At 69.0% G+C, this 19,618-nt stretch carries 18 protein-coding genes; 4 read left to right on the top strand and 14 right to left on the bottom strand.

Annotation, left to right across the window (positions count from 1 at the left end; genetic code table 11):
• The 7 genes from lspA to QSJ33_RS03940 all read right to left on the bottom strand — a co-directional run bounded on the left by lspA (window position 1) and on the right by QSJ33_RS03940 (window position 7,455).
• Window positions 1-498 (bottom strand): signal peptidase II, encoded by a 498-nt coding sequence (lspA, locus tag QSJ33_RS03910; RefSeq protein WP_285723122.1) that lies wholly within the window; start codon window positions 496-498, stop codon window positions 1-3.
• Window positions 498-3,278: an isoleucine--tRNA ligase gene (gene ileS / locus QSJ33_RS03915; RefSeq protein ID WP_285723125.1), complete on the bottom strand. Its 2,781-nt coding sequence runs from the start codon at window positions 3,276-3,278 to the stop codon at window positions 498-500. The genes lspA and ileS overlap by 1 nt, the downstream gene beginning before the upstream one ends.
• 161 nt (window positions 3,279-3,439) lie before the next feature.
• Complete coding sequence (gene mscL / locus QSJ33_RS03920; RefSeq protein ID WP_285723127.1) at window positions 3,440-3,835, bottom strand: large conductance mechanosensitive channel protein MscL; 396 nt, start codon at window positions 3,833-3,835, stop codon at window positions 3,440-3,442.
• Window positions 3,836-3,899: 64 nt separating this feature from the next.
• Window positions 3,900-5,003 (bottom strand): OmpA family protein, encoded by a 1,104-nt coding sequence (locus QSJ33_RS03925; RefSeq protein ID WP_285723129.1) that lies wholly within the window; start codon window positions 5,001-5,003, stop codon window positions 3,900-3,902.
• Window positions 5,004-5,167: 164 nt separating this feature from the next.
• On the bottom strand, window positions 5,168-5,287 hold the full coding sequence (locus QSJ33_RS03930) for a biotin/lipoyl-containing protein (protein WP_285723131.1): 120 nt from the start codon (window positions 5,285-5,287) through the stop codon (window positions 5,168-5,170).
• 108 nt (window positions 5,288-5,395) lie between these two features.
• Window positions 5,396-5,923 (bottom strand): acyl-CoA carboxylase biotin carboxyl carrier protein subunit, encoded by a 528-nt coding sequence (locus tag QSJ33_RS03935; RefSeq protein ID WP_285723133.1) that lies wholly within the window; start codon window positions 5,921-5,923, stop codon window positions 5,396-5,398.
• 38 nt (window positions 5,924-5,961) lie between these two features.
• Window positions 5,962-7,455, bottom strand: coding sequence for an acetyl-CoA carboxylase biotin carboxylase subunit (locus QSJ33_RS03940; protein WP_285723135.1), 1,494 nt, complete (start codon window positions 7,453-7,455; stop codon window positions 5,962-5,964).
• A 39-nt stretch (window positions 7,456-7,494) separates the two neighbouring features.
• Here QSJ33_RS03940 and QSJ33_RS03945 point away from each other — a divergent pair, with 39 nt between their 5' ends.
• Entirely contained in the window at window positions 7,495-7,938 is a 444-nt protein-coding gene (locus QSJ33_RS03945) for a hypothetical protein (RefSeq protein ID WP_285723137.1), read from the top strand.
• Between the two features lie 6 nt (window positions 7,939-7,944).
• On the opposite strand, the gene QSJ33_RS03950 is transcribed toward QSJ33_RS03945, so the two are convergent.
• Window positions 7,945-8,727, bottom strand: coding sequence for a TlyA family RNA methyltransferase (locus QSJ33_RS03950; RefSeq protein ID WP_285723138.1), 783 nt, complete (start codon window positions 8,725-8,727; stop codon window positions 7,945-7,947).
• Window positions 8,720-9,736 carry an endolytic transglycosylase MltG gene (gene mltG / locus QSJ33_RS03955; RefSeq protein ID WP_285723140.1) on the bottom strand — a complete coding sequence of 339 codons (1,017 nt, stop codon included), beginning with the start codon at window positions 9,734-9,736 and terminating at the stop codon, window positions 8,720-8,722. The genes QSJ33_RS03950 and mltG overlap by 8 nt, the downstream gene beginning before the upstream one ends.
• A gap of 47 nt (window positions 9,737-9,783) precedes the next feature.
• Between mltG and QSJ33_RS03960 the strand changes: the two genes are divergently transcribed.
• Entirely contained in the window at window positions 9,784-11,202 is a 1,419-nt protein-coding gene (locus QSJ33_RS03960) for an APC family permease (RefSeq protein ID WP_285723142.1), read from the top strand.
• Window positions 11,203-11,218: 16 nt separating this feature from the next.
• On the top strand, window positions 11,219-12,340 hold the full coding sequence (locus QSJ33_RS03965; protein ID WP_285723144.1) for a saccharopine dehydrogenase family protein: 1,122 nt from the start codon (window positions 11,219-11,221) through the stop codon (window positions 12,338-12,340).
• Window positions 12,341-12,350: 10 nt separating this feature from the next.
• Here QSJ33_RS03965 and rapZ read toward each other — a convergent pair whose 3' ends face one another.
• Together rapZ and secA are read right to left on the bottom strand one after the other, a co-directional pair.
• Window positions 12,351-13,202, bottom strand: coding sequence for an RNase adapter RapZ (gene rapZ, locus QSJ33_RS03970; protein WP_285723146.1), 852 nt, complete (start codon window positions 13,200-13,202; stop codon window positions 12,351-12,353).
• 89 nt (window positions 13,203-13,291) lie between these two features.
• Complete coding sequence (gene secA / locus QSJ33_RS03975) at window positions 13,292-15,910, bottom strand: preprotein translocase subunit SecA (RefSeq protein WP_285723152.1); 2,619 nt, start codon at window positions 15,908-15,910, stop codon at window positions 13,292-13,294.
• Between the two features lie 139 nt (window positions 15,911-16,049).
• Between secA and ndk the strand changes: the two genes are divergently transcribed.
• Window positions 16,050-16,469, top strand: coding sequence for a nucleoside-diphosphate kinase (ndk, locus tag QSJ33_RS03980; protein ID WP_285723158.1), 420 nt, complete (start codon window positions 16,050-16,052; stop codon window positions 16,467-16,469).
• Window positions 16,470-16,537: 68 nt separating this feature from the next.
• Here the strand turns inward: ndk and QSJ33_RS03985 are convergent, their stop codons facing one another.
• The 3 genes from QSJ33_RS03985 to QSJ33_RS03995 all read right to left on the bottom strand — a co-directional run bounded on the left by QSJ33_RS03985 (window position 16,538) and on the right by QSJ33_RS03995 (window position 19,503).
• Window positions 16,538-17,011, bottom strand: a complete 474-nt coding sequence (locus tag QSJ33_RS03985) for a hypothetical protein (RefSeq protein ID WP_285723160.1) — start codon at window positions 17,009-17,011, stop codon at window positions 16,538-16,540.
• Window positions 17,012-17,020: 9 nt separating this feature from the next.
• A complete protein-coding gene (gene proS / locus QSJ33_RS03990) occupies window positions 17,021-18,862 on the bottom strand; it encodes a proline--tRNA ligase (RefSeq protein WP_285723161.1) in 1,842 nt (613 codons plus the stop codon).
• Window positions 18,863-19,053: 191 nt separating this feature from the next.
• On the bottom strand, window positions 19,054-19,503 hold the full coding sequence (locus tag QSJ33_RS03995; RefSeq protein WP_285723162.1) for a GatB/YqeY domain-containing protein: 450 nt from the start codon (window positions 19,501-19,503) through the stop codon (window positions 19,054-19,056).
• Window positions 19,504-19,618 lie beyond the last annotated feature (115 nt).

Here is a 19,618-nt window from a genome sequence, read left to right on the forward strand (position 1 = left end):
TCAGGGCTTCGGCGCGGCCTCGGCCCCGGTGGGGCTGGGGTGGCGGAGCAGGCCGATGCCGTAGAGCACGGCACCCACGAGGATGAAGCTGTCGGCCACGTTGAAGGTCCAGTAGTGCCAGGTGCCGAAGACGAAATCCAGGAAGTCCACCACGTGTCCGTGGAACCAGCGGTCCAGGCCGTTCCCCAGGGCGCCGCCCAGGATCATGCCCAGGCCCATGCGGTCGAAGGGACGGGTGTCCCGGGCCAGGAAGATCCGGCCGAAGTAGACCAGGGCCGCCAGGCCCGCCAGAGTGAAAAGGCCGAAGCGGATCCCCTCCGGCAGCCAGGTGAGGCTGCCGAAGATGGCCCCGCGGTTGAACCCCACGCTCAGGTTGAAGAAGCCGTCGATGACCCGGTGGGTCTCCCCCTCCCGCAGGAAGGAGAGGACCCAGGCCTTGGAACCGAGGTCGAGGGCGAGCACACCCGCCGGCAGGAGCAGCCAAGGCAGCCGGCGCATCAGGCCCCCACCACAGACGCGCAGCGCGCACAGAGATCCGCATCCTCGCCCTTGCCGTGGCCACCTTTGTGGTTCCAGCAGCGGGGGCACTTGGGGCCGGCATGGGCCATCACGTTGACGATGGGAGCCGCGGAACCGCTCGAATCTGCGATTCGAGCGGTAGAAGAGACCACAAGAAGGTCATCCAGCGGCTCGCCGAGCGAATCGATCAGGTCCCAGTCTGCCTGGGTCCCCAGCGTGATCTCCACGGCAGCGTCCAGGCTCGTGCCGACTGCCTTCGCGGCCCGCAGGGGTTCCATCGCCGCCTGGACAGCCTCGCGGACTTCCCACAACTTTTCCCATCCTGACTCAGCGGCGGAGCCGCTGAGCAGAGGGAAGCGCTGCTCATGCACGCTCCCCTCGACGCCGGGGATGGCCTCCCAGGCCTCGTCGGCGGTGAAGCTCATGACGGGGGCCAGGAGCTGGCAGAGGCCCATGGCCAGCTCACGGCAGGTGTGGCGGCAGCTGCGGCGGCGGGGGGAATCCAACGCATCGCAGTAGAGGCGGTCCTTCACGATCTCGAAGTAGCGGCCGGAGAGCTCCAGCTGGCAGAAGCCGTGGAGGGCCTGGGTGGCGCGGTGGAACTCGAAGGTGCGGTAGGCCTCGCGCACCTCCTTCGCCACGCGGCCGAAGGCGCCCAGCACCCACCGGTCCAGGGGCACCAGGTCCTTCTCCGCCACGGCGTCCTTCGCGGGGTCGAACCCGTCCAGCGCGCCTAGGAGGAAGCGCAGGGTGTTGCGGATCTTCCGGTAGGCGTCCGCGTTGCGGTCGAGGATCTCCTTGGAGATGCGCATGTCCTCGCTGTAGTCGCAGCTGGCGGCCCACCAGCGGAGGATGTCGGCGCCCAGGGTCTTGAGGATCTCCTCTGGGGTGATGACGTTCCCCAGGCTCTTGGACATCTTCTGGCCCTTGCCGTCCAGCACGAAGCCGTGGGTGACCACCTGCTTGTAGGGCTTGTCGCCGCTGGCGGCCAGGTTGAAGAGCAGGGAGCTGTGGAACCAGCCCCGGTGCTGGTCCGAGCCCTCGAGGTAGATGAACTGGCCGTAGTCCTCGGCCCTCAGTTCGGGATGGGAGGCGCAGACCACGGAGGCGCTGACGCCGGAATCGATCCAGACGTCCAGGATGTCCGTCTCCTTCTGGAAGTCCGTGGACCCGCAGGCGCAGCAGGCCCCGGGGGGCACCAGGCCCGCCACGGGCAGGTCGGCCCAGGCCTCGATCCCGCCCCGCTCGATGGCGGCGGCCGCCTGCTCGAAGATGGAGGGGTGCACCAGGGGCTCGCCGCAGGCCTCGCAGCGGAGCACGGTGATGGGCGTGCCCCAGGCGCGCTGGCGGCTGATGCACCAGTCGGGCCGGCCGTCGATCATGGCGTAGATGCGGTTCTGCCCCTGGGCGGGCACCCACTGGGTGGCCTGCACGCCCTCGAGGCCCAGCTCCCGCAGGCTGCGGCCCCGGCCATTGAGCTCGGAGTCCATGGTGATGAACCACTGCTCCGTGGCCCGGAACAGGATGGGCGTCTTGGTGCGCCAGCAGTGGGGATAGCTGTGGGTCAGGCTCTCCTCGTGGAGGAGCCGCCCCTCGCGCCGCAGGCGCTCCACCACCAGCGGATTGCACTCGAAGATGTTCTTCCCCTCCAGCTCGGGATCCGCCACGGCCGGGAGGAACTTGCCATCCGGGCCCACGAGCTGGAACAGCCCGAGGTGGTGGGCCAGGTTGAAGTCGTCCACGCCGTGGTCCGGCGCGGTGTGGACCAGGCCCGTGCCCGTGTCGGCGGTGACGTGGTCGCCCAGCAGCACCGGGCTCTCGCGGTCGATCCAGGGATGCCGGGGCACGAGGGTCTGGAATTCCTTCCCCTTGCGGATCTCGACGGTGTGCAGCGCATGGCCCAGCTTCTTTGCGAAGTCCTCGCGGAGGGTCACGGCCACGATGTAGTGCCGGCCGTCGGCGCGCACCACGGCGTACTCCAGGTCGGGGTGCATGGCCACGGCCTTGTTGCTGGGGAGCGTCCAGGGCGTGGTGGTCCAGATGGGCGCGAAGAGGGGCGTGGGCAGTTCCAGGCGCTTCGCCTCTGCGTCGGGCACGGGGAAGGCCACGGTGATGGCGGGGCTGGTCCGGTCGGCGTACTCCACCTCGGCCTCGGCGAGGGCCGTGCGGGCGCCGTAGCTCCAGTGCACCACCTTCAGCTTGCGGGTGACGGCTCCGCGCGCGAAGAGCTTCGCCAGCTGGCGCACCACCTCGGCCTCGTAGCGGGGTTCCATGGTGAGGTACGGCGTCTCCCAGGCGCCCAGCACCCCCAGGCGCTGGAAGGCGGTGCGCTGGGTGTCGATCCACTTCTGGGCGTAGGCCCGGCACTTCTGCAGGAAGTCGGCCCGGCTGAGCTCCCGCCGCTTGGGGCCCAGATCCTTCTCCACGGCATGCTCGATGGGCAGGCCATGGCAGTCCCAGCCGGGCACGTAGGGCGACTCGAAGCCCTCCATGGACCGGGACTTCACCACCACGTCCTTGAGGATCTTGTTCAGGGCGTGGCCCATGTGGATGGCGCCGTTGGCGTAGGGCGGGCCGTCGTGGAGGATCTCGCGGCCCTTCCCCTCCCGGGCGCGCCGGGCCTGGATGCGCTCGTACAGCCGGTCGGCCTTCCAGCGCTCCAGGCGCTTGGGCTCCCGCTGGGGCAGGTCCGCCTTCATGGGGAAATCGGTCTTCGGAAGGAAGACCGCGTACTTCTTGACCGGAGCCTGCTCGCTCATCGGCGCCCTCGTGCGTCGGAGGGGCGCACCCGAGCGCCCCTGAGGTTGAACGACCACTTCAGCACGGAAAGGGCTGATCCCACAAGGGAAAGGGCCCGCGAACGGGCCCTTTCAACCGGTGGACTCGGGGTGGACGCGCCGACCAGGCGGTCCCCCTCCGTTCAGACCAGCTGGCTCGTGCAGTGCTTGCAGCGGGTGGCCTTGAGGGGCACCTGCTCCAGGCAGGCGGGGCACTCCTTGGTGGTCGGGGCGGCCGGGGCCTCCTCCTTCTTCCGGGAGACCTTCTGGAGCAGCTTCACCAGCACCAGGAAGATGACCAGCGAGATGATGAGGAAGTTCACCGTGGCGCCGAGCACGGCCCCGATGCGGAACTTCCCGAGGACCCATTCCTCCCACTTGATGTTGGCGGGAAGCACGATGGTCACCAGGGGCATTACGACCCCATCCACGAAGGCGGTGACGATCTTGCCGAAGGCGCCGCCCACGACCACGGCCACGGCCAGGTCGATCACGTTGCCCTTCATGATGAAGGCCTTGAATTCGTCTTTCAGGGTCACGGGCCCCTCCTGGAAAAGAGGCAGGAGGCCGGGAGGCCCCCTGCCTGATCATGGTCCGGCTTTCCTACTTCTTCTCGGGGGCCTTCGTATCCACCACATCCGTCATGTTCTTGCGGACCTCGGTGTTGGCGTCCTTCACCTTCACGTCGATCTCCACGCGGCGGTTCCTGGCCTGGCCTTCCCGGGTCTTGTTGTCGGCCACGGGGTTCTCGGGACCGGCGCCCACGGTGGAGACGCGGTCTTTGGGAATGCCCGCCTCCTCCAGCACCTTGGCCACGGCATCGGCCCGGCGCTTGCTCAGGGCCTTGTTGAAGGCCTTGCCGCCCACGGAAGAGGTGTAGCCCGTGACCACCAGGTTGTACTCGCCCTGGTAGGCCTTCAGGCTCTCGGCCACCTTCTGGATGGCGGCGGTGCCGGCGGCATCCAGGTCGGCCTTGCCGTTGGCGAAGTGCAGCATGGCCTCATCGAGGACGATCTTCGCGGGCGGCGGGGGCGCAGGCTTGGCCTCTTCCTTGGGCGGTTCGGGGGCCGGCGGCGGGGGCGGAGGCGGCGGCGGCGCCACGGGCTCGGCCTTGGGCTCGGGAGCCGGCGGCGGAGGCGGGGGCGGCGGGGCGGGCGCGGCCTTCTGTCCGCCGCCCCAGGTGTAGCCCAGGCCCACGGTGAACAGGTACTCCATGCGGGATTTGGGCAGTTCCACGCTCACGGCCCTGGCATTCAGGTCCAGCAGGAAGTTCTCGGCGAGCCGGCCCATGAGCCCCACCCCGCCGTGGTAGTTGAAGCGGGTGGTGGAATCGCCACTGGGGGAGTACTTCTTGTCGATGTTCGTCCCGCCCACGCCGGCGGCCAGGTACGGGTACCAGTTGTCGGCCCCCGGGCGGAAGTTGAACAAGCCCGAGAGCAGCAGATGGGTCTCGCTCCCCGTGGGAGCGCCCGGGATCTTGTCGGCTTTCAAGTCGCTGTGCAGCGCCCGCAGGTCGAGGCCCCAGCGGTCGGTGTACCAGTGCCCGACGCCGATGCCGTAGTGGAGTTCGTCCTTGAGATCGATCCCGAAGTTCTTGTCCTTGTCGAACATTGTCTGGCCCACGTGGCCAGCCACCCAGGCCTGGCCCTGCTGGGCCTGCAGGGCCAATGCCGACCCGGCAAGCAGGATGAAGAAGGTGCGTTTCATAACGCCTCCGTGGGGGTGGTGATGAGAACCCTAGCTTCCCACCCATCCGGATCGGTTTTCAACCATCGCGATGCGATATTTAGCGCCAATCCCACGGCGCTTGACTCCGGTTCTGCCCACCGGGACTGGATTCCAGGCCGATGGAAACCTTCAGGAAATTCCTTTCAGACGGCCTCCGGGGCCGCGAGTTCCACCATGGGCGAGGCGGTCTCCACCGTGCTGCCCTCCTGGACGTACAGCTTGGCCACGGTCCCCGCGGAAGGGCTCTTGTACTCGTTCTGCATCCTCTCGGTATCCGCTGCGCGGATACGCGAGACCTCAAATCTGCAGGTCCCGCATCACCCTGGCCTCGTTCTCTCGGTATCCGCTTCGCGGATACGCAAGTCCTCCCGCTAGTTGGCCTCCGGGGCCGCGAGCTCTACCATGGGCGAGGCGGTCTCCACCGTGCTGCCCTCCTGGACGTACAGCTTGGCCACAGTCCCCGCGGAAGGGCTCTTGTACTCGTTCTGCATCTTCATGGCCTCGAGGATGAGGAGGGTCTGGCCCTCCTGCACGGCCTCGCCGGCGGCCACGAGGACCTTGACCACCTTGCCGGGCATGGGGGAGGCCAGGGTGCCGCCGGCCCCCGAACCGGCACCGCCGCCGGCCAGGAGGGCCCGGCGGGGATCGGCCAGGGCGAACTCGTAGACGCCGTCGTAGACCATCACCCGGAAGGCGTGGGCGTCGGGATCCGGGGACTTGGCGGGATCCAGCAGCACCTCCACGGACCGGCCGTCCATGAGGATGGAATAGCAGCCCGGTTCCACCTCCCGGATGTCGATGGGATGGGCCTCGCCCTCCCAGACCAGGGTGAGGGCCCCGTCCTGGCGGAGCAGTTCCACCTCGTGCTGTTCCTTGCCGAAGGTCAGGGTTCGCTTCATTCGGGGCCTCGTTCCTGCATCGCGATCATCGGAGGGGTTCAGAGCCGGTTGAACCGGCCCCAGTGCTTCCACGCGTCCGGCTTGCCCTCGCCGCTGCCCGCGGGCTGGGCGGCCCGGCGTTCCTCAGCCTCCAGTTCGTGGAGCAGGGCGGCCGCCACGGCGAACTGGAGGTCCGGCCCCGGCCCCTTCTTCTTCCAGAAGGGCTTGTCCAGCATGCCGGTGTGCAGCTCGCCCTTGCGGAAGGGCTCGTGCTCCATGAGCACCTCGTGGAAGGCGATGTTGTGCCGGATGCCGCCGATGCGGTACTCGCCCAGGGCCGCCCGCATGCGGTCGATGGCCTCGATCCGCGTCGGCCCCCAGGTGCTCAGCTTGCTGATCATGGGGTCGTAGAACATGGGCACCTCGGCGCCCTCGTACACGCCACTGTCGTCCCGCACGTTCCGCCCCCCGGGGGCCTTCAGGAAGGTGATGCGGCCCGGGCTGGGCATGAAGTTCTTGTCCGGATCCTCGGCATAGACCCGGCACTCCATGGCCCAGCCGTGGAGAGGGATCTCCTCCTGGGCGAGCGGGAGCTTCTCGCCGCGGGCCACGAGGATCTGCCACTTCACCAGGTCCAGGCCCGTGATCCATTCGGTGACGGGGTGCTCCACCTGCAGGCGGGTGTTCATCTCCAGGAAGTAGAAGTTCCGGTCCGCGTCCGCCAGGAACTCGATGGTGCCGGCGCCCCGGTAGTTCACGGCCCGGGCCACCTTGAGGGCGGCCTCGCCCATGGCCTTGCGCATCTCGGGCGTGACATGGGGACTCGGCGCCTCCTCGATGACCTTCTGGTGCCGGCGCTGCACGGAGCACTCGCGCTCGTGCAGGTAGACGTGGTTGCCATGGGCATCAGAGAAGATCTGGATCTCGATGTGCCGGGGCTGGACGATGGCCTTCTCGACGTACACGCTGTCATCGCCGAAGGAGGACAGGGCCTCGCCCCGGGCCCGGGCCAGGGAGGAGGCGAAGTCCTCGGGCTTGGTGACCAGGCGCATCCCCTTGCCGCCCCCGCCCATGGCGGCCTTGAGCATCACGGGGAAGCCGATCTTCGTGGCCGCCACCAGCAGGTCCTCGTCGCTCATCGTCTCCTGGATGCCCGGCACCACGGGGCAGCCCGCGGCGATGGCCACCTCGCGGGCCGCCGTCTTGGAGCCCATGCTCACGATGGCCTCCGGCGGGGGCCCGATGAACGTGACACCCGCGGCCTCGAAGGCCCTGGCGGCCTCGGCGTTCTCGGAGAGGAAGCCGTAGCCCGGATGCACGGCGTCCGCCCCGCTGCGGCGGCAGACGTCCAGCAGCTTCTCCACCACCAGGTAGCTCTCCCGGGCCGGGGCGGGGCCGATGAAATAGGCCTCGTCCGCCATGCGCACGTGGAGGGCGGCCCGGTCGGCCTCGGAGAACACCGCCACCGTTCTTATCCCCATTTCCCGGCAGGTCCGGATGACGCGGCATGCGATCTCGCCCCGGTTCGCAATCAGCACTTTGGTCACGGGCATGGCAGGTTCCTTCGCGGGATCGGGCATGATGGAGGCACGATGCGTCCCTCCAGCCTAGCAAAGCCCCTGGCCGCCTTCACCCTCGCCATCCTGGCAGCCCACTGCGGGCGGAAGGGCGATCCCATCCCCCGCCCCCGGGCCGCGGCCCAGGCGGCGGAGGTCCGGATGGACGCGCTCCGGGTCCTGGCCGTGACCCTGCCCACGCTGGACGTGCGGGGCGAGCCCCTGGTCGGCGTGGAGCAGGTGCGGGTGCTCTATCTGCCCCTGGGCCTCGCCCGCCCCACACCGGAGGAGGTCTTCAGCCGGGGGGAGGTGGTGCTGGAGCGCAGCCGGCCGGACCTGCCGGGGCCCGGCGAGACGCTCACCCTGAGCCTGCGCTCCCTCCAGCGGCCCGCGGGCTGGATCGTGGTGGTGGCGGTGCGGGTGGGCAATGTCCCGGGCCGGCCCAGCGCCGTCCTGCCCTGGCTGGACCCCCAGATCTGAAACCGGTCAGCCCAGCCCCAGGGCCCGCAGTTCCTGCCCCAGGTCGCCCGCCACGCCACCGAGGGCCAGCCGCAGCAGGAACTCGGTATTGCCCTCCCCCCCCTTGATGGGGCTCTCGGCCAGGGCCAGGGGCTTGAGCGACGTGGCCGCGAAGAAGGCCCAGACCTCCTCCAGGACGCGCCGGTGGACCGCCGGATCGCGCACGATGCCGCCGGCCCCCACGTCCTCCCGGCCCGCCTCGAACTGGGGCTTCACCAGCAGCACGGCCTGGGCCCCCTCCGCCAGGCTGGGCAGCACGGGGGGGATGGCCAGCCGCAGGGAGATGAAGCTCAGGTCCGCCACCAGGAGGGCGCAGCGTTCGGGGATGGCGGAGGGATCCCAGGTGCGGAGGTTCACCTGCTCCATCGACACCACCCGGGGATCGGAGCGCAGTTTCCAGTGGAGCTGGTTGGTGCCCACGTCCACCGCATAGACCCGTGCCGCGCCGCGCTGGAGCAGGCAGTCCGTGAAGCCGCCGGTGCTGGCGCCCGCATCGAAGCAGACCAGCCCCTCCGGCCGGAGGGTCCAGCGGTCGAGCGCCCCCGCCAGCTTCAGGCCGCCCCGGCTGACGAAGGGCGGCGCGCCGCCCCGGAGCCGGAGGTCCGCGCCCTCGTCCACGGCCGTGCCGGCCTTGGTGACGGGGTGGCCGTCCACCAGGGCGTCTCCGGCCAGGATGCGGGCCTGGGCCTGGGCCCGGCTCTCGCAGAGGCCCCGCTGCACCAGCAGCAGGTCGAGGCGCGACCTAGCCATGGGCCATCCGCCGCTGCCGGGCCAGTTCCTTCCGGTAGGCGTTCACATTCCGGTTGTGCAGGGAGAGGGTCGGGGCGAAGGCATGGCCCCCCAGGCCCGTGGCCACGAAGTAGAGGTTCTTCCCCACCTCCGGGGCCCTGGCCGCCTCGAGGGCCGAGGGCCCCGGGATGGCGATGGGGGTGGGCGGCAGGCCCGCCACCGTGTAGGTGTTGAAGCGGCTGGGGCGGCGGATGTCTTCGGGGGTGGGGGCCGTGAACCGGAGGTCGCCGGAGGCCCAGCGGGCGTACAGGCTGGTGGGATCGCACTGGAGGCGCATGCCCATCCGCAGGCGCTTGAGGTACACCCCGGCCACCTTCGGCTGCTCCTCGGGGAGCCGTGTCTCCTTCTCCACCAGGCTGGCGAGGATGAGGGTCTGGTAGGGCGGCAGCGGCCCCCCCTCCAGCCTCGGCTTCACCTGGTTCCGGAAGGCCTCCACCAGCATGAGCATGACCTCCTCGGGCTCCATGGCGTGGTGCAGGCGGTAGGTGGCGGGAGCCACCAGGCCTTCCAGGTCCTCCGCGTCCGGGAACCCGGCCGTCCGGGCCAGGCGGGGGCTGCGCCACAGCTTCCAGAACACCTCCTCGGGCACGAAGTCCCTGAGGCGCTTCTGGAGGGACCAGGCCTGGATGCCGTCGGGGATGACGACGTTCGTATAGTGGATCTCCCCGCGGCGGAGCTTGCCCGCCACATCCGAGAGGCTGGCCCGGGGATTGATGGTGTACTCGCCCCGGATGAGCTGGAGCTTGCGGGCCCGGGCCCAGAGCTTGAACAACGAGGCGGAGCGGATGACGCCGTCCCGCTCCATCTGGTCGGCCACCTGGTTGAGGGTCATGCCCTTGCGGACGAGCACCGTGCCCGGCTGCTGGAGGGGGCCCTGCCCCTTCCAGGCCCACCAGCCCCCGGCCAGGGGGGCCAGGGCCAGGATGGCCGTGACCACCAGGAACCGGAGGGAGACGTGGGACCGCGCCATCCCTTCAGCATGCCGTGATAGCGTTGTCCGATCCACTCCGAGGAACCATGAGCGCACCCGGCTACCGCCGCCACCTGGGCGTCTTCTCCAGCACCATGCTGATCGCCGGCTCCATGATCGGCTCCGGCGTCTTCATCGTCGCGGCGGACATGGTGCGCACGGGGCACTCGGGCAGCTTCCTCCTGATCGCCTGGGGGCTCACGGCCATCCTGACCCTGTTCGCCGCCCTCAGCTACGGCGAGCTGGCCGGCCTGTTCCCCCAGGCCGGGGGCCAGTACACCTACCTGCGGGAGATCTACGGCCCGGGCACGGGCTTCCTCTATGGGTGGACCTTCTTCGTGGTCATCGAGTGCGGCACCATCGCGGCCGTGGCCGTGGGTTTCGGCAAGTACCTCGGCAGCTTCTTCCCCGCCGTCAGCGACGCGGTGTGGATCGGCCCGCACCTGGACCTGCCCATGGTCCACCTCACCCGGGCCATCGCCGTGGGTCCGTACCACCTGGGCCTCACGCCGGCCCGGCTCTCGGCCATCGCGGTGGTGGCCCTCCTCAGCGCCGTGAACCTCTACGGGGTGAAGCTGGGCACCCGCATCCAGGACCTCTTCACCGTCGCCAAGATCGGCGGCCTGGCCGCCCTCGTGATCCTGGGCCTGTGGCTGCACCCCGCCGTCGCACCGGCGGCCGGTGCCTATCACCCGGCGACCCACGATCCCGTCCTGCCCTTCCTGACGGCCCTGCTCGTGGTGCAGACGGGCAGCATGTTCTCGGCGGACGCCTGGAACTCCGTCACCTTCATCGCCGGCGAGGTGAAGCGTCCGGAGCGGACCATCCCCCTCTCCCTGCTCATCGGCACCACGATGGTCTGCGGCCTCTACATCCTCGCCAACGGCGCCTACCTGCGGGTGCTCGGCCCCGCGGGCATCGCCAACGCCCCGCAGGATCGCGTGGGCAGCGCGGCCCTGGAGGCCCTGCTGGGCTCCGGCGGGGGCCTCATCATGGCCGGCTCCATCCTCGTGTCCATGTTCGGCTGCCTGAACGGGCTGATCCTCTCCGGGGCCCGGGTCTACCAGCGCATGGCCGAGGATGGCCTGTTCTACCCCAGCGCGGCGAAACTGAACGTCCATGGCGTGCCGGGATTCGGGCTCTGGATCCAGGCCCTGTGGACCTGCGCCCTGACCCTCACGGGCACCTACGGCCAGCTCCTCGACTTCGTCATGCTGCCGACGATCCTCTTCTACATCTTCACCGTGGGCGGCGTGTTCATCCTCCGCTGGCGGCAGCCCGACCTCCCCCGGCCGGTGCGCGTGTGGGGCTATCCCTTCGTGCCGGCCCTCTACCTCCTGGGCGCCGCCGCCATCGTGGGGGCCCTGTTCCTCTACCGTCCCAGCTTCTCGTGGCCCGGCCTCGCGCTGGTGGCCGCGGGCTGGCCCGTCTACCTCGCCGTGCGGCCCCGCGCCGTTCCCGCCTGATCCCCTGGAGTCTCCCATGAAGCACATCGTCGTCCTGGGCGCCGGCCGCGTCGGCAGCGCCATGGCCAGGGACCTGGCCCCGGATTTCAAGGTGACGGTCGCCGACCGCTCCGAGGCGGCCCTGGCCCGCATGGCCGCTTCCGGAATCGCCGTCCGGAAGGCGGATCTCGCCACGCCGGCGGGGGTGCAGGCCGCCGTGGCGGACGCGGACCTGGTGGTGGGCGCCGTGCCCGGCTTCATGGGCTTCGCCACGGCCAGGGCGGTACTCGAGGCCGGGCGGACCCTGGTGGACATCTCCTTCTTCGACGAGGACTGCTTCGAGCTGGAGGAGCTGGCAAGGTTCCGCAACCTCACGGCCGTGGTGGACTGCGGCATCGCCCCGGGCTGCGGGAACATCATCCTGGGCGATGCGGCGCGGCGCTGGGACCGCGTGACCCGCTTCGAGTGCCTGGTGGGCGGCCTGCCCGTGGTGCGCACCTGGCCCTACGAGTACAAGGCCGGCTTCAGCCCCATCGACGTCATCGAGGAGTACACCCGGCCCGCCCGCTACGTGAAGGAGGGGCGCACGGTCACCCTGCCCGCCCTCTCCGAGCCCGAGCTGCTGGACTTCGCGGGCCTCGGCACGCTGGAGTCCTTCAACACGGACGGCCTGCGCAGCCTGATCCAGTCCTTCCCCGAGGTGCCGGACATGAAGGAGAAGACCCTCCGCTACCCCGGCCACATCGAGAAGATGCGCATGCTCCGCGAGAGCGGCTTCTTCCGCAAGGACCGGATTAAGGTGGGCGACGTGGACGTCAGCCCCCTGGAGCTCTCCACCGCCCTGCTCTTCCCCATGTGGTTCATGGAGGAGGGGGACGAGGACTTCACCGTCATGCGCGTCGTCGTGGAGGGTGAGCAGGCGGGACGTCCCGTCCGCGCGGAGCTGAACCTCCTGGACCGCTACGACCCCGCCACGAAGACCACCTCCATGGCCCGCACCACGGGCTACACCGCCACCGCCGCCGTGCGGCTCGTGGCCTCCGGCGGGTTCACCCGCAAGGGCATCAGCCCGCCGGAGTTCATCGGCCGCACCCCCGGCGGCTGGGCCTTCATCCGGGCCGAGCTGGCGAAGCGGAACGTGGTGTTCCGGGAGGCCTGATTCCGGCTTTTCAGCCCTTCAGCTCCCGGTGGCGGACCACCAGGGCCGCCACATCGGCCTTGAGGCGCTGGGCCAGCAGTTCCACCAGGGCCACGGAGCGGTGCTGCCCGCCGGTACAGCCGATCGCCAGGGTGTGGTAGGCCCGGCCCTCCTGGCGCACCAGGGGGAGGGACCAGCGCAGCCAGGACTCGGTGCGTTCCAGGAATTCCCGGAACTCGGGGTATTCGAGCAGGTACTCCTTCACCGCGGCGTCCTTCCCCGTGAGGGGCTTCAGGGCCTCCACGTAGAAGGGATTCGGCAGGAAGCGGGCATCCAGCACCACGTCGGCGTCCGGGGGCACCCCCCGCTTGAACCCGAAGCTGAGGAGGCGGATGGCCGTCTCCCGGGCGGGGAGATCCGGCAGGAGAGAGGCCAGCCGCTGACGCAGCTCCGAGAGGCTCAGCTGGCTGGTGTCGAGGATGATGCTGGCCTGGGCCCGGATCGGGGCCAGCATCTCGCGCTCGCGCCGGATCCCCTCCTCGGCGGTGCCGAGCAGGGCCAGGTGGTGCGGGCGCCGGGTCTCCGAGTAGCGCCGCAGCAGCACGCTGTCCTCGGCCTCCACGAAGACCACCTGGACCGGGATGCTCCCCTCCTGCAGCCGCACCATGAGCGGCTCGAAGTCGTGGACGAAGTCCTCCTGGCGGCTGTCCATGCCCACCGCCAGCCGATCCCGGCCCGGACGCAGCCGGGCCTCCAGTTCCAGCAGCGGTTCCAGGAGGCGCGCAGGCACGTTGTCGAGTGCCGTGCAGCCGCTGTCCTCCAGGGCCCCCAGGACCGAGTGGCGGCCAGCCCCCGAAAGGCCCGTGACAATGATGAGTTCCATAACCAGAGAACCTACCAGGGCCGGAGGCCGGGCTCTAGCAAAACGCGAGGGCGTTCCGGCCCTCGCGTTTTGCCAGAGGGGGGCCCTGGTCAGTCCTCCAGCCCACCCGCCGTGAATCGCATGACGCGCTGGATGCCGTCGGGGGGATTGCCCTGCTCGTCGGGGCCCAGCTCGAAGACCTCGGAGGGACCGCGGAAGAAGTCCTCGTCCGGCACATAGGCGGGCTGGGGCTCCACCCGGAACAGGTACGAGATGATCTCGTCCTCGTAGCCGAAACGCATCTGCTCGAAGTATTCGTAGGATTCGCGCTTGTACTCGACCAGCGGGTCCTTCTGGCCGTAGCCCCGGAAGCCGATGGCCTCCTTCAGGTGGTCCATGACGAGCAGGTGGCGTTTCCAGGCCGCATCGATGATCTGGAGGATGGACCAGCGCTCGTAGCTGCGCATGCCCTCGCCGCCGAGGCGGTCGTCCTTCTCGGTGTAAATCCGCTGGACCAGGGACCCGAGGGCCGCCGCGGCCTGGGCCTGGGGCATCTGGCCGACGGCCTCCACCTCCTCCCCGGTGATGGCGAAGAGCTGCTCCACCCGCTCGCGGAAGCCGGCCAGGTCGCGCTCGCCCTTGTCCTGGAGGAAGTCGTTGCAGATGCCCTCGGCGATCTCCCCGGCGACCTGCAGCACGTAGTCCTTCGTGTTGCCCTTGAGGATCTCCGTGCGCAGCCCATAGAAGAAGATGCGCTGCTTGTTCATCACGTCGTCGTACTCGAGCAGATGCTTGCGGATCTCGAAGTTGTGGGTCTCCACCCGCTTCTGGCTGCGCTCGATGGCCCGGGTGACCATGCCGGCCTCGATGGGCTCGTCATCGTTCATGCCCATGGCGCCCATGAGGTTCTTGATGCGGTCGCCGCCGAAGATGCGCATCAGGTCATCCTCCAGCGACAGGTAGAACCGGCTGGATCCCGGGTCGCCCTGGCGGCCGGCGCGGCCGCGGAGCTGGTTGTCGATGCGGCGGCTCTCGTGGCGTTCCGTGCCGAGGATGTGCAGGCCGCCGATCTGGACGACCTCCTCGTGCTCGGCCGAGGTCTGCTTGGCCATCTCCGCCACGAGGGAGCTGAAGGCCGGGGTCTCGATCCCGTCCTCGTCGTAGAGCTCGATCTTCCGCTTCTTCGCCTCCAGGCGGGCGAGGCCCTCCGGGTTGCCGCCCAGGATGATGTCCGTGCCGCGACCGGCCATGTTGGTGGCGATGGTGACGGCGCCCTTGCGGCCGGCCTGGGCCACGATCTCGGCTTCCCGCTCATGGTGCTTCGCGTTCAGCACCACGTGGGGGACCTTGGCCTGCTTCAGGGCCTCGGACAGCATCTCGCTGCTCTCGATGCTGGCGGTGCCCACCAGGATCGGCTGGCCCTTGGCGTGCAGCTCCTGGATCTCCTGGACGATGGCCTTCTTCTTGCCCTCCCGCGTGGCGTAGACGATGTCCGCGTAGTCCTTGCGGACCATGGGCATGTTGGTGGGCACGATGATCACGTCCAGCTTGTAGATGGAGTGCAGCTCCGTGGCCTCCGTCTCGGCCGTGCCGGTCATGCCCGCGAGCTTCTTGTACATGCGGAAGAAGTTCTGGAAGGTCACGGTGGCGAGGGTCTGGTTCTCGGCGTTGACCTCCACGCCCTCCTTGGCCTCGATGGCCTGGTGCAGCCCGTTGGACCAGCGCCGGCCAGGCATGAGGCGCCCGGTGAACTCGTCCACGATCACCACCTCCATGCCCTTCCCGTCCTCCTTGGGGCGGATCATGTAGTCCACGTCCCGCTTGTAGAGGTTGTGGGCCAGCAGGGCCTGGTTCAGGCCGTGGAGGGTCTCGATGGCGGTGGGATCGTACAGGTTCGGCACGCCCAGGAGCTGCTCCGCGTGGCGGATGCCCTCGTCCGTCAGGGTCACCTGGCGGTCCTTCTCGTCGACCTTGTAGTCCTTCTCGGCCACCAGCTTCGGGATGACGGCGTCGATGCGGAAGTACTTGGAGGTGTCCTCCTCGCTGCTGCCGGCGATGATCAGCGGCGTGCGGGCCTCGTCGATGAGGATGCTGTCCACCTCGTCCACGATGGCGTAGTGGAACTCGCGCTGGGTGAAATCGGCCAGGTCCCACTTCATGTTGTCGCGGAGGTAGTCGAAGCCCAGCTCGTTGTTGGTGGCGTAGGTGATGTCGCAGGCGTACGCCTCACGCCGCTGGTGGTCCTCGAGCCCATGCTGGATGATGCCCACGGTGAGGCCCAGCCAAGTGTAGAGGCGACCCATCCACTCGGCATCGCGCCGGGCCAGGTAGTCGTTCACCGTCACCAGGTGGGCGCCCTTGCCGGCCAGGGCGTTGAGGTAGAGGGCCAGCGTGGCCGTGAGGGTCTTGCCCTCACCGGTGCGCATCTCGGCAACCTTGCCCTCGTGGAGCACCATGCCGCCCACGAGCTGCACGTCGAAATGCCGCATCTTGAGCACCCGCTTGCTGGCCTCGCGGGCCACGGCGAAGGCCTCGGGCAGGATGTCCTCCAGGGTGGCGCCGTTGGCGAGCTTCTCGCGCAGGTAGGGCGTCTTGGCCTTGAGGGCCTCGTCGCTCAGGGCGGAGATCTCCGGCTCCAGCGCGTTGATCAGCTGGACCTTGGCCCACAGGCGCTTCAGCTCCCGGTCGTTCTTGGAGCCGATGATTTTCTTGAGGAGGTTGTCCAGCATGGATCCGTCCGATCACGTAAACCGTTGATTGTAGCGCGGCGGATCCCGGATGCCCACCTCCGGAGCCCGGAGCCAAGGGTCCTTGGTTGCGGGTTTTACGAGCCCAGGGCACACTGATCGTTTGGATTCCGGAGGAACCATGGCCCTCGAGCGCACCTTTGCCATCGTCAAGCCCGACGCCGTCAAGGACGGCCACATCGGCGAGATCCTCTCCGCCATCGAGCAGGGCGGCCTGAAGATCGTGGGCCTTAAGCTGACGCGCCTGACGGCCGACATCTGCAAGGGCTTCTACCACGAGCACGTGGGCAAGGGCTTCTATCCCGAGCTGGAGGCCTTCATGACCGAGGGTCCCGTGGCCCTGATGGTCCTCGAGGGCGAGAACGCCATCCTCCGCTGGCGCGACCTCATGGGCGCCACCGACCCCGCCAAGGCCGCCGAGGGCACGCTTCGCAAGCGCTTCGGCGCCAGCATCGGCCGCAACGCCACCCACGGCTCCGACAAGCCGGAGAGCGCCGCGTTCGAAGTGAGCTACTTCTTCAACGCCTTCGAGCAGGTCTAGGGTTCAATCTTCAGCCTTCAGGGGAACGGCGCCGCAGGCGCCGTTCTGCTTTTGCTGAGGACTGAAGACTACCCTTCCATCACTGCCTGGATGGCGGACTGGCAGAGCCGCCGCACCCCTGGAAGCAGGTCCACCGTCTGCAGGGCCCGCTCGCTGATCCACTGCCCGCCGGGGGGCGGCGGGGGAAGCAGGTCTTCGGGAGCCTTGGTGCGGAGGAGGTGGCTCAGGTAGAGCCGCTGCTGCCCTTCGAGCCCCTCGAGGCGCAGGAGCCAGGGGGTGGGGAGGCGGCTGGTGCGCTCGTCGAAGACCACCGGCAGCGTGGAGTAGTCCACGAACCGGAAGGGGATGCCCCAGGCCGCCTCGACCTGGGCGTTCAGCAGGGCGGTGGGAAGGAAGCCCGGCGACCAGGGCACCTGGGCCGGCATGAGGAGGCCCCGGTGGGGGCTGTGGGGCGAGGGGACCAGCAGCACGAAGGGGGTCTGCTTCCCGTGGACCAGGACGCCTTCGATGAACGTGGTGAGGTGGACCCGTCCTTCGGCCATGGCGCGCTCCTACCGCCCTCCGGCGGTCTCCAGTTCCTGCATGATGCGGTCGCGGGCCGCGGAGACCTCGGCCACGACGGCCTCGGGCTTGAGCTTCAGCACGGCCTTGGTCCGGCGGTCGCGCAGCTCCACCACGCCCTCCTTGAGGCCCTTGGTGCCCACCATGAGGCGCAGGGGGAAGCCCAGCAGGTCGGCATCCTTGAACTTCGCGCCGGGGCTCATGCCCTCCCGGTCGTCGTGCAGGACCTCGAAGCCCGCGGCTTCGAGGTCCTTCTCCACCTGCTCCGCCACGGCCGCCACCTCGGCGTTGCCGGGGTCCAGGCTGAGGAGGTGCACCTGGTAGGGCGCGATGGGCCAGGGCCAGAGGATGCCGTCGGCATCGTAATTCTGCTCGATGGCGGCAGCCACCGTGCGGGTGATGCCGATGCCGTAGCAGCCCATCACCATCGGGTTCTCCCGGCCCTGCTCGTCCAGGAAGGTGCAGCCCATGCTCTTGGAATACTTCAGGCCCAGCTTGAAGACCTGGCCCACCTCGATGCCCCGGAAGGCCTGGTAGTGGCCCTTCCCGCAGCGGGGGCAGACATCGCCCTCCTGGGCCATGCGCAGGTCGGCGAAGGTGCAGCCCGGCAGGTCGCGCTTCGGATCCAGGCCGAAGTGGTGGTAGTCGGTCCGGTTCGCGCCGCAGGTGAGGTTGACGGCGCCCTCCAGGCTGCGGTCCACGAGCATCTGGACGTCCTTCAGCCCCACCGGGCCCATGAAGCCGGTCTTCGTACCGGTGAAGGCCTCGGCCTCCTCGAGGGGCATCAGCTCCAGCTCCGCCGCACCCGTGAAGTTCTTCACCTTCACGGGATTGACCTCGTGGTCGCCCCGGAGCACCGCGCCCACCAGCTTCGTGCCGCCCTCGGCGAAGGTGGCCCGGTAGAGGAAGAACTTGCTGGTCTGGGTGAGCGGCATGCCCTGGGGATGATCGGCGTCGATCATGCCCGCGGCCTGCTCCACCTGGCCGACGACACCAGGAGTACGGAAGTGGTCCTTGCGAAGCTCCATGGGAGCTTCGTTAACGCCAGCGGGGAGCGCTGGCGCCTCGGTTTTCTCAATGTTCGACGTGTACTCGCACCCGTCGCAGCTGAGGATGGCGTCCTCCCCGCTGCCGGCCAGCACGTGGAACTCGTGGGTGAAGCTGCCGCCGATGGCGCCGCTGTCGGCCTCCACGGGGCGGAACTTCACGCCCAGGCGGGCGAAGATCCGCTTGTAGGCGTTGAACATGGCCCAGTACTCACGGTCCGCGTCGGCATCATCCACGTGGAAGGAGTAGCCGTCCTTCATGGTGAACTCGCGGCCCCGCATGAGTCCGAAGCGGGGGCGCCGCTCGTCGCGGAACTTGGTCTGGATCTGGAAGAGGTTCATGGGCAGCTGCTTGTAGCTGCGCACGTTCTTGCGCACGATGTCGGTGATGACCTCCTCGTGCGTGGGGCCCAGGCAGAAGTTGTAGAACTCGCGCTCGTCCGGCGTCTCGCCCCGCTGGCGCCGTTCCGCGAGCTCGGCCTTGGCCTTCCGGTCGCAGAAGCGCAGCAGCTCGTCGCCATAGAACTTCCAGCGCCCGCTCTCCTGCCACAGCTCCGCCGGGAGGACGGCGGGCATGAGCAGCTCCTGGCAGCCGTCCTTGGCCAGCTCCTCGCGGACGATCTCCTCGAACTTGCGGATGCTGCGGTAGGCCAGGGGCAGGTAGCTGTAGATGCCGGCGGCCGCCTTCTGGATCATGCCGGCCCGCATCATGAGCTGCTGGCTCACCACGTCGGCATCCCGGGGGGTCTCCCGGAGGGTCTGGATCAGGAGCTTCGACTGCTTCATCAGGGGCCTCGAACCTTCGAGTCTACCCCAGGCCCAGACCCATTCCCCCCGGAGAACAACGAACCGCGAATGGCGCGAATCGCCCTTCGGGCGCACGAAGGGATGGCAGGAAGGCACGAGCGGGGAACGCCTGGCACCCGCACCCCGCGCTTCCCATCCCTACCTTCGCGCCCATTCGCGTCATTCGCGGTTCAATGAAGCAGGCCCTGCACCAGGGCGCTGGCGGCCTTCCCGTCGAAGGCGCCGCCGTGGGCGGCCTGGAGGGCCTTCATCACGGCCCCCATGTCCTTCTTCGAGGCCGCGCCGGTCTGGGCGATGGCGGCCCTCACGGCGGCCTCGAGGTCCGCGCCCTCCAGCATGGCCGGCAGGTAGGCCTTCAGGAGGGCGATCTCGGCCTGCTCCTGGGCGGCCCGGTCGGCCTGGCCCACCTTCTGGAATTGGGCCACGCTGTCCTCCCGGGACTTCACCAGGCGCTTCAGCACAGCCAGGGCATCCGCCTCCTCCAGGATCCCCTGGGGGCCCAGTCCCTTGGCCACGGCCTCGTTCTTGTAGGCGGCCAGGGCCATTCGGAGGACCTGGGTCCGGGGGGCGTCCCTGGCGAGCATGGCGGTCTTCAGGTCGGCCTGCAGGCGATCGAGCATGGCTTCCTCCGGGCTGGGCTTCCATCCTGACCGCCCGGGGCCCGGCCCTCAACGCCCATTAGTCATGCCCGGGGGGTCTCCGACCGAAAACGGGGTCATCCAACGGGAAAGGCCC

This window comes from Geothrix rubra (genome assembly GCF_030268065.1).
Classification (GTDB): domain Bacteria; phylum Acidobacteriota; class Holophagae; order Holophagales; family Holophagaceae; genus Geothrix; species Geothrix rubra.